We start from the raw sequence: 4,577 nt of genomic DNA, 5'->3' as shown, positions 1-4,577 counted from the left end.
AGCCGCTCCTGGGCGTAGCGCCGGACCTCGTCGATGATCTCGGCCCGGTGGCGGGACGGGATGGTGGGCATGGCAACCCCCTCGTGGCCAGGCCACAGCGTGCTCCCTCCGGGAGCGCCCGCCAAGGGGCCCGCCCGCCGCGTCGGGGCATCCGGCGTGATCCCCGGCTGGGAGCGTGCGCGTCACCCCCCGCCCGTCGAGAGCTGCGCGAACCGTGCTCGCTGTTCCACGGTGAGCAGCGCCAGGAGCCGTGCGCGCCCCGCATCGTGGGCTCGCCTCGCGCGCACCGCCACCAGCTCGGGATCGCTCGTCCGTGCCGCCTGCCGGCCCCGCACAGCGTCGACCTGGGCCAGCACACGGGCGTATTCGCGCTCGTTCTCCTCCGCCACCGTTTCCACCTGCCTCCGCTGTTCCGCGGTGAGCTGCAGGACGTCGGGCACGCCGTCGTCCAGGAGCGCGTCACCGCCCTGGATCCGCCACGACAGCCGGTGCAGACGCGACGTGCGCTCGTCCCCGAGGAGTCGTCCGACCGCGTGCGCCACCTCCTCCCGCGCCGGCGCCGCGGCAGGGTCGACGTGCGGCGGACGCCACTGCCCGCCCGAGTAGACCCGCCGGAGGGCCTCGCGGTAGCGCCGGTCGATGGCCGACGCCTCGGCGACCTCGTCGTCGGACATGCTCAGGAACCGGTGCACGTCGGGGCTGACGATGAGCGTCACCAGCTCGCCGGCCGCGGCGTAGCCGTCACCCGACACCCGCAGCCGACCGGCGTCGGGGTCGTCGAGGCGCAGCTCTCCGGATCGATAGGCCATGCGGGAATGGTCCCCGGTCAGAAGTCGCCGGTCTCCAGGTCGATGGCCGCTCGCGCGGAGCCGGCGGCCTCGGCGGCTTGCGCGAGACCTGTACCGAGCAGGTCCGGACGGTAGATGGCGATCTGCTCCTTCATCCGGCTGACCTGACCCGGGCTGAACTCCGTCATCCCGGCGTCGTCGGTGTAGTCCATGTAGTTGGTGGTCGGATCGACTCCGTCGTCGTTCGGGCACGTGTCCCGAGCCGGGTCCGGCGGCCCGAAGTTCGGGCTCGCCTCGAACGGTGTGTCCGCGACCTCGTCGCCGGGCGGGAAGCAGCCCCCTTCGAAGGTGTGGTAGAGGCCGAGCCAGTGCCCCACCTCGTGCACCGCGGTCAGGCCGAGGTTGTACGGAGCCGACGAACCTCCGGGAAGGGAGGTGTAGAGGATGACGACGCCGTCGCTGACGGGATCGCCCGGGAGGTCGCTCGGGAACGTGGCCCAACCGAGCAACCCGGCGCCGATGCCGGCGGTGTAGAAGTTCAGGGCCCGGTGCTGCTCCGTGCCGAGTTCCGTCTTCGCCTTCCGCTCGGCCGCGCTGCCCATGGTCATCCTGAACCAGACGGAGTGGTCCGTGCGGTCCACGGACGCGCGGTGGAAGACGATGTCATGCGGCTTGAAGGAGTCGTTCAGGACGTTGAGCTGGGCATCGAGCTCCTGGTCGCTCAGATCGCCCGTGCCGGCATCGTGCAGCACGTGGAAGTGGACCGGGATCTCGACCTGCGTCACCGCGGCGGCCTCCATGCCACTCGCCCGGGCCGTTCGCAGGTGGGCGCGGACACGCTCCTTCTGGAAGTCGTTCAGCTGCGGCGTTCCGCAGCGCCGTCCGCCCCGGATGAACGCCTCCTGGCTGTCGAACTCCCGGTCCCCCAGCACGAGCTTCGCCATGACCTGCCTCCGTCTCGGTTGCGCCGTGCCGGACGAGGACGTCGCTGCCTCCTCCGCCTCGTGGACGGCGGATTCCGCGGCGACCTGGCACGGCGATCACGACGAATGGTGGCGTCCGGTGCGTCACCGCGGCGTCAACCACCCGTCCCGCCCCGGCCGCCACCCCGTATCGCCCGGACCATGGGAGACGTCGCGGGCCGAGCGGACCTCACACCTCGGTCAGGACCTGCGCGAGGAAGGCCACGTTCATCCGGAGTATCTCCAGGGCGAGGGCATGGTCGAGGAACTCGACCCTGTCCCGGTCGGTGTGCACCCTGTCGTTCGCGCCGTCGGCCCCTTCGATGGTCAGCACGGCGGGGATGCCCCGATCCAGGAAGGGCACGTGGTCGCTGTTGAAGGGATGGAGGCTGGTCTGGACCGCCAGGCCCGTGGTCGACTGCGCCGCCGCGGCGAGCGCGTCGATCATGCCCTGCGACACGGCCGCACCCTCGAGGAGCACCGTGGGCACGTCCGTGTTGCGCCCCGCGATCATGTCCATGTTGATCATCGCAACGATCCGGTCGCGCTCCGTCTGGTCGAGCGCAGCCACGTAGTGGCGGCTGCCGAACAGACCCTGCTCCTCGCCGCCGAACAGGACCAGCCGCAGGTCGTGGCTGCTCGGGTGCTCGCCGAGCGCCCGGGCGATCGCCAGGACCCCGGCACTCCCGGATGCGTTGTCGTCGGCCCCTGGTGCGTCGGCTCCGGAACCGCCGGCCAGGTTCACCGAGTCGAGGTGCGCGCCGACGATCACCAGCTTGCGATCGAGCCCCTGGCCGATCCGGTCGGCGATGAGGTTCCGGCTCGTTCCGGCGCCCACGGCAACGGTCTGGAGCTGCGTCGCGTAGCCCGACGCGGTCAGCTCGTGCTGAGCCCACTCGACGGCGGCCAGGAACCCGGTGCCCGTCGAATGCCTGGTCCGGAAGCCGACGAGCGTCGCGACGTCGGCCTCGAACGCAGTCTGCGACACCTCGGGTGCCCGCGTGCCGGCCAGGGCCGGCGGGGCGCCGCCCAGCCCCCTGGCCCGCTGCTCGAACACCGCCTCGTCAGCCGGCAGCGGCCGCACGGCGAAGCACCCCGTCGGGGATCGGTCGAGAGCGGCGGCCGCCTCCGGAGCGAGATCGACGACCAGGAACCGGCCCTTGTCGACGACCACGCGGACGTCGGGGAACTCCTGCTGGAAGCACCGGCCGATCTGGGTGACCAGGTGCAACCGCGATCTCGGCACGGAGGAGCGGGACGCCCGCGACGCCGGGCCGGTACCGCCGACGACCTCTCGCAGGCGGTCGGCCGGGCCACTCAGCACGAGCACGTCTCCGAGCCGGGTCCAGGTGATCCCCGCGCCGGAGGGGATGGACTCGTCGGCACCGGGGAGAACGGTGAGGACGGCGGTCTCTTCCGGCTCGGTGTCGCTCATGGCGAACGCCCGGACGAGCGGGATCAGATCGGTCAACGTGTCCACCTCCGCATCCGGTTGCCCCGGCCCGCGTAGGTGCAGGGCCGCCAGGCCGAGACGCCGGGCAGCCAGGACGTGGCCGCGGTTCTCGGTCACGAACAGCACGTCGCGGAAGCGCAGACCGGGGCCGGCCTTCGCCACCGCGGCCCGGAACACGGCCTCGTCCGGCTTGGACGCGCCGACCTCGGTGGACAGGGTGACGCGCTCCGCGACCGGCTCGAAGAACGCACGGATGCCGAGGTGGTCGAGCAGCGCGTAGTAGCGCTGCTGGATGACCGGCACCAGCGCCGGGTCGTCGGTCATGTCGAAGTCGGACACGAGCCCCAGTCGCACGGCCGGTCGATCGCCGTCGCGCAGCGCGACGACGGCCTCCAGCATCTCGAGTGCTCCGGGCAGGAGAACGTCTCCGCTCTCGAGCGTCTGACCCAGGTCGAAGAGGATCAGCTTCACGACGACTCCGTCCTGTCCGTCTCCAGACGGTGGCGTCCGGAAGGCCGGTGACCAGCCCGGCTCGCCTCCTCGGCGATCCGTTCGGCCGTGCGATCGCCGCTGAGCACTCTTCCTCGTGGCCGTCACCGAGGCGTCACTGCGGTGCGCCTGCTCGACGGCACCGCCTCGGGCGGCGCGTTCATCCAGGCGGTCACGGCTGACCGCTCCGGTCGAGCACCCCGTGGAGCACGCGCCGGACGACGCCGCCGGAAACCTCGCTCGGTCAGTCCGGCACCGGCGCGGCGTCAGGGGCCATGGCGGCCGGCACCAGGGGCGGACGCCGTCCGTTTCCCTACCCGGGGAGGCGAGGACGCGTGCCGATGCGGTGCCCGGCTCCAGCACGGTGAGCCACAGCTCGCCGCGCCATCCGGCATCGCTGACCGAGGATGTATCAGGACGGGGTCCGCCACGCTCCAGTGGATGTCCACCACGAAGTGGACGCCCGTCGGTACACGGAGGCGAGGCACAGCGCCTCCGCTTCCGATGTCAGCCGCGGGCCTCTCATCCACGACCCGGGGGATTGCCATGCCAGGCTCGATGGGCGAGCACCTGCTGCAGGAGCGGTATGGCACCGCGTCACGTGCCCGTGGCTTCTACGACCATCAGGTGCTCGACCACCTCAACGACCGCATGCGGGCATTCGTGGCTCGCATGGAGATGGTCTTCGTCGCCACGGCGGACCAAGCAGGTGAGGCCGACTGCTCCTTCCGTGCCGGGCCGCCCGGAGTCTGCCGTATGCTGGACGAGCGCACCCTCGTCTATCCGGAATACCAGGGCAACGGCGTGATGGGCAGCCTGGGGAACATCGCCGAGAACGGCCACGTCGGCCTGCTGTTCATCGACTTCTGCGGTGACGCGATCGGC

Annotated in this window: 4 protein-coding genes; 1 reads left to right on the top strand and 3 read right to left on the bottom strand. The window is 71.4% G+C overall.

The annotated features are described in order from the left end of the window. Positions 1-182: 182 nt before the first annotated feature. The 3 genes from VN520_RS21320 to VN520_RS21310 form a co-directional block, all read right to left on the bottom strand. Positions 183-809: a hypothetical protein gene (locus VN520_RS21320; protein WP_325748539.1), complete on the bottom strand. Its 627-nt coding sequence runs from the start codon at positions 807-809 to the stop codon at positions 183-185. Positions 810-826: 17 nt separating this feature from the next. Then, positions 827-1,732, bottom strand: a complete 906-nt coding sequence (locus tag VN520_RS21315; RefSeq protein WP_325748538.1) for a zinc metalloprotease — start codon at positions 1,730-1,732, stop codon at positions 827-829. Positions 1,733-1,940: 208 nt separating this feature from the next. Continuing rightward, positions 1,941-3,674 (bottom strand): M20/M25/M40 family metallo-hydrolase, encoded by a 1,734-nt coding sequence (locus tag VN520_RS21310; RefSeq protein WP_325748537.1) that lies wholly within the window; start codon positions 3,672-3,674, stop codon positions 1,941-1,943. Positions 3,675-4,238: 564 nt separating this feature from the next. On the opposite strand from VN520_RS21310, the gene VN520_RS21305 reads away from it, so the two are divergent. Next, the coding region (locus VN520_RS21305; protein ID WP_325748536.1) for a pyridoxamine 5'-phosphate oxidase family protein at positions 4,239-4,577 on the top strand (339 nt) is incomplete at its 3' end.

The organism is Streptomyces sp. (assembly GCF_035563135.1).
In the GTDB taxonomy this organism is placed as follows: Bacteria; Actinomycetota; Actinomycetes; order Streptomycetales; family Streptomycetaceae; genus Streptomyces.
The sequence above is the reverse complement of the archived record's forward strand: the minus strand, read 5'-3'. Positions and strand labels throughout refer to the sequence as shown.